General features: G+C 65.7%; 5 protein-coding genes. 4 read left to right on the forward strand and 1 reads right to left on the reverse strand.

The annotated features are described in order from the left end of the window. The first annotated feature begins 22 nt into the window (after window positions 1-22). The 4 genes from AC1DWI_RS13600 to AC1DWI_RS13615 all read left to right on the forward strand — a co-directional run bounded on the left by AC1DWI_RS13600 (window position 23) and on the right by AC1DWI_RS13615 (window position 4,684). Entirely contained in the window at window positions 23-979 is a 957-nt protein-coding gene (locus tag AC1DWI_RS13600; protein ID WP_477725016.1) for an FAD binding domain-containing protein, read from the forward strand. Next, complete coding sequence (gene paoC, locus AC1DWI_RS13605) at window positions 976-3,186, forward strand: aldehyde oxidoreductase molybdenum-binding subunit PaoC (RefSeq protein ID WP_477669953.1); 2,211 nt, start codon at window positions 976-978, stop codon at window positions 3,184-3,186. Before AC1DWI_RS13600 ends, paoC begins: the two co-directional genes overlap by 4 nt. 272 nt (window positions 3,187-3,458) lie before the next feature. Further along, complete coding sequence (locus AC1DWI_RS13610) at window positions 3,459-4,289, forward strand: hypothetical protein (protein WP_477669954.1); 831 nt, start codon at window positions 3,459-3,461, stop codon at window positions 4,287-4,289. Continuing rightward, a complete protein-coding gene (locus AC1DWI_RS13615; protein WP_477669955.1) occupies window positions 4,289-4,684 on the forward strand; it encodes a hypothetical protein in 396 nt (131 codons plus the stop codon). The genes AC1DWI_RS13610 and AC1DWI_RS13615 overlap by 1 nt, the downstream gene beginning before the upstream one ends. A 33-nt stretch (window positions 4,685-4,717) precedes the next feature. On the opposite strand, the gene AC1DWI_RS13620 is transcribed toward AC1DWI_RS13615, so the two are convergent. Continuing rightward, window positions 4,718-5,024: Lrp/AsnC family transcriptional regulator (locus tag AC1DWI_RS13620; RefSeq protein WP_477725017.1), on the reverse strand; the 307-nt coding region annotated here is incomplete at its 5' end.

A 5,024-nucleotide genomic window follows, 5' to 3' on the forward strand; every position in this document is an offset into this window, starting at 1 on the left:
CTGAAGTCGCGGGGGGGCAGGCATGAAACCCTTCACATACGAGCGCGCCACCTCGCCGGCACAAGCTGCCGCAGCGGTGGCCCGCAACCCGGCGGCAAAATTCATCGCAGGCGGCACCAACCTGCTTGATTTGATGAAGCTGCAGATCGAAGCGCCGGCGCATCTTGTCGACGTGAACGGCCTGGCGCTGGACAAGATTGAAGCGACACCCGAAGGCGGCCTGCGAGTGGGCGCGATGGTTCGCAACACCGCGCTGGCCTCAGACGAGCGCGTGCGGCGCGACTACGGCGTGCTGTCACGGGCCCTGCTCGCCGGCGCCTCGGGCCAGCTGCGCAACAAGGCAACCACCGCCGGCAACCTGCTGCAGCGCACGCGCTGCCCCTACTTTTATGACACCGACCAGCCCTGCAACAAGCGCCAGYCGGGCAGCGGATGCAGCGCCATCGGGGGCGTGAACCGCCAGCACGGCATCATCGGCACCAGCCAGACCTGCATCGCCACCCACCCGAGTGATATGGCTGTTGCCATGCGGGTGCTCGACGCATCGGTAGAAACCGTGCGGGCCGACGGGCGTGCGCGCGTCATTCCCATTGCTGACTTTCACCGGCTGCCAGGCGAAACGCCGCACATCGAAACCGCGCTGGAGCCCGGTGAGCTGATCACCGCCGTGACGCTGCCGCGCCCGGCCGGCGGCGTGCACATCTACCGCAAGGTGCGTGACCGCGCCTCTTACGCCTTCGCGCTCGTTTCCGTGGCTGCCATCGTGCAGCGTGATGGCTCCGGCAAGGTCGCCCTGGGCGGCGTGGCGCACAAGCCCTGGCGCGTTGAAGCCGCAGAGGCCGCCATGCCGCAAGGTGCGCGGGCTCTTGCGGCCGGCGTGCTGGCCGGCGCCACACCGACACATGACAACGCCTTCAAATTGCCACTGGCAGAGCGAACCATCGCCGCCGTGCTGGCCCAGGCGAGGAGCGCATCGTGAAATTCGACACCCCTGCCACCACCAACCCCATTGACCAGCTCAAGGTCATCGGCAAACCGACCGACCGCATTGACGGCCCGCTCAAAACCACCGGCACCGCACCCTACGCCTACGAGCGCCACGACGCCGCACCCGACGCGGCTTACGGCTACGTCGTAGGCGCCGGCATCGCCAAGGGCCGCATCGCGTCGATGGATTTGCGCGCGGCCCGCACCGCGCCGGGCGTGCTGGCCATCGTCACGGCAGAGAACGCCGGCAAGCTCACCAAAGGCAGCTTCAACACGGCCAAGCTGCTGGGCGGGCCGGAGATTGAGCACTACCACCAGGCCGTGGCGCTGGTGGTGGCCAACACATTTGAGCAGGCGCGCGCCGCCGCGCAACTGGTACGCATCGTCTATGAGAGCACGCCGGGCAAGTTCAACCTGGCGTCTGAAAAAGACGGCGCGCCACTGGCCAAGGCGTCTGATTTTTCGGGTGAACCTGAAACCAGGGTGGGCGATTTCGCGGGCGCCTTTGCCACCGCGCCTGTGCAGCTGGACGCCACCTACACCACGCCCGACCAGTCGCACGCCATGATGGAGCCGCACGCCACCATCGCAGCGTGGAATGGCGACAAGCTCACGGTCTGGACAGCCAACCAGATGATCGACTGGGGCGTGGGCGATCTGGCCAAAACGCTGGGCATCCCCAAAGCCAACGTCAGGCTGGTGTCGCCCTTTATCGGCGGGGGCTTCGGCGGCAAGCTTTTCCTGCGTGCCGATGTGCTGCTGGCCGCGCTGGGTGCGCGCACGGTGCAGCGGCCGGTCAAGGTCGCGCTGCAGCGGCCGCTGATGATGAACAACACCACCCACCGGCCGGCCACCATCCAGCGCATACGCCTTGGGGCGGGGCGCGACGGCAAGCTCACTTCCATCGGCCATGAGGGCTGGTCAGGCGACCTGCCCGGCGGCGGGCCCGAGACCGCGGTGAACCAGACGCGCCTGCTTTACGCCGGCGCCAACCGCATGACCGCCACACGGCTGGCCGTGCTGGACCTTCCCGAAGGCAACGCGATGCGTGCACCGGGCGAGGCGCCCGGCTTGATGGCGCTCGAGATCGCCATGGATGAAATGGCCGGGAAGCTGGGCATGGACCCGGTGGAGTTCCGTGTCCTCAACGACACGCAGGTAGACCCTGAAAAACCCGACCGTGCTTACTCCCAGCGCCAGTTGATCCAATGCCTGAGAACCGGCGCGCAAACCTTCGGCTGGAACCGGCGCGTAGCCAAACCGGGCCAGCTGCGTGAAGGGCGCTGGCTGGTGGGCCTGGGTGTCGCCTCGGCTTTTCGCAACAACCTGACAATGCCGTCTGGTGCGCGCGTGCGGCTGGACAACACCGGCCTTGTCACGGTCGAAACCGACATGACCGATATCGGCACCGGCACCTACACCGTCATTGCGCAGACCGCCGCTGAAGTCATGGGCGTGCCGCTGCAAAAGGTGTTTGTGCGGCTGGGCGACTCCGCCTTTCCCGTGTCGGCCGGCTCGGGCGGGCAATGGGGCGCCAACAGCTCTACGTCGGGCGTGTACGCCGCCTGCATGAAGCTGCGCGAAGCCGTCGCCAACAAGCTGGGAATGACCCAGGGCGACATCACGTTTGCCGACGGCATGGTCAGCGCGGATGGCCGCACTGTGCCGCTGGCTGAAGCTGCCGGCGCCCAGGGCCTCGTCGCCGAAGACACCATCGAGTTCGGCGACCTGGGCAAAAAATTCCAGCAGTCGACCTTCGGCGCGCACTTTGTGGAAGTGGGCGTCGACATCTACACCGGCGAAATTCGTGTGCGACGCATGCTGGCCGTCTGCGCCGCGGGCCGCATCCTCAACCCCAAGAGCGCGCGCAGCCAGGTGATAGGCGCGATGACCATGGGCGTGGGCGCGGCGTTGATGGAAGAACTCGCCGTCGACAAGCGTCACGGCTTTTTCGTGAACCACGACCTGGCGGGCTACGAGGTACCGGTGCATGCCGACATTCCGCACCAGGACGTGATCTTCCTGGAAGAGACCGACCCGACCTCATCGCCGATGAAGGCCAAGGGCGTCGGTGAACTGGGCATCTGCGGCGTCGGCGCTGCCGTGGCCAATGCGGTCTACAACGCCACCGGCGCGCGGGTGCGCCACTACCCGATCACACTGGACAAAGTGCTGAACAGCCTGCCGGCGCTGGTGTGAGCGCCGGCGCGCCTCATCACGCCGGCGGCGGGTGTGGAAAACACCTTAAAAACGCCTGTTTCAGGCATAAAAAGTGCCTGAAACCTAATCAGGACGGGCGCAAGCAGCTCCTGATTTAATAGCGCGTCTGCACAATCCTGAACCCCTTGCGCAAGCTCACCGGCGAGCGGAACGGCGGCCCGCCGCACCGCTGGAACAAGTCCTACACAGCTGCGTGTTCGCGCGTACTAGGATCGGTTTTACCTGTGAATCCGTTCCGTACTGACGGTGCCATGCCAACCCGCCCTTTTCGCCTCGCCACACGGCTGATCCTGGCGTCAGCCCTGGCCGCTGCGTGCCTGGGCACCGCTGCGCAGGACAAAGCCGCAGGCACGCTGCCGCAGGTCACCATCGCCGCCAAGGCAAACCGCGACCCCGTCGAAAAGTCCTACCGCAAGATGGTCCGCGGCATGGACCTTTTCGAGAAACAGCGCGCCGCCATGGCGCCCAACGCGTCGCTGCGCTTCAAACTCTTGCCGCGCAAGCGCGAAACGGAGATGGACCGCATCGAGATGGAGGTCATCGGGACGACGGTGGCGTTTGGCGTGGCGGTGGCGCCGGACCATACCTTTACGCTGGAGCGTGACCCCAAGGCGTTTGACGAGAACGCACAGGTGATTCCGAACCGGAAGGCGCAGACCATGACGTGGCGCACGGAGATACGCACGCCGGGCCTGCCGCCCAACACGCGTCGGCTGGGGGACTTGCGGCTGGAGTGCCAGGTGGGCATGGAGGCTGGCCTGGTGTCGAACACCACCAACGTGATCGGCCGGCTGGCGCGGGTGATTCTGGATACGCCGGCTTACTGCGACAGGAAGGCGCCGCTTTATCTGTTCTTTGCAGACCGGCCTTTGTTCAGCGTGGCCATGGTGAACGGCGCGCGGCGGGAGATTCTTTCCATCGACAAGCTGTACGCCGCCGCCAGCGACGACCCCAACCTGAACGGCGACCTGCCGTATTGCGACTGCGAGGTACTGGTAGACCGCACTTACGTGCTGCCGCTGGGTGACCGGAGCTGGCCGGACGACACGCTGGTGGAGTTTGAGTACATGGACGGGCCGTGATGAAAACCTTGCCCCGCCAAACGTTGCGGCATGCCGGTGCGATGCTGCTTGCCTGCCTGTGGCTGGCCGGCTGCGCGGGCCCGGGGGGATTGTTCGGCCCTGAGGAAGCGCCGCCGCCTTTTCGTGACCCGGCGATGACGATGGAAAGCGCGCAGGGCGCCATCGTGGCCGGGCAATCCACCAAGGCAGACGTGACGGCCGCGCTGGGCGACGCCGCCACGTCGGTGAAGTTCGACAGCGGATTCGAGGTGTGGGTCTACCGGAAAAAGACGCCGCAAGCCACGGTGACCAACCCGGAACTGGTGATTCTGTTCACACCGGGTGGCGTTGTGAAAAAGACGCGGATTCGCCCGGCGTATTCGGCTGACTCGGCTTACGGAGAGCGCAAGGATTGACGGCGTAACTTCCCCCCGAACCAGCCCGCCACTTCATACCGGAATCACGGTCGTCTCGAACACTTCCTTGAGGCATACAAAGGTGCGCACCTGCCGCACGCCGGGCAGGGCCACAAGCTGGGCGCTGTGCATCTCGTTGAACGAGTCGATGCTCTTGATGCGCAGCTTCACAAAATAATCAAACTCGCCGGTCACCAGTTGCACCTCAAGGCAACCCGTGAGGCCGGCGGCGGCTTTTTCAAACGCGGCGAATGAGTCGGTGGTGGAGCGGTCAAGCACGACACCGATGATGACCAGGCCGTTGTAGCCCAGCGCACGCGGGTTGACCAGCACCACGGTC

This window comes from Polaromonas sp. P3_C2, assembly GCF_056402675.1.

What these genes read in the sequence shown, in the direction of transcription:
- AC1DWI_RS13615 (WP_477669955.1), top strand. Translation starts at nt 4,289, where the DNA reads ATGAAAACCTTGCCCCGCCAAACGTTGCGGCATGCCGGTGCGATGCTG.
- AC1DWI_RS13610 (WP_477669954.1), top strand. Translation starts at nt 3,459, where the DNA reads ATGCCAACCCGCCCTTTTCGCCTCGCCACACGGCTGATCCTGGCGTCA.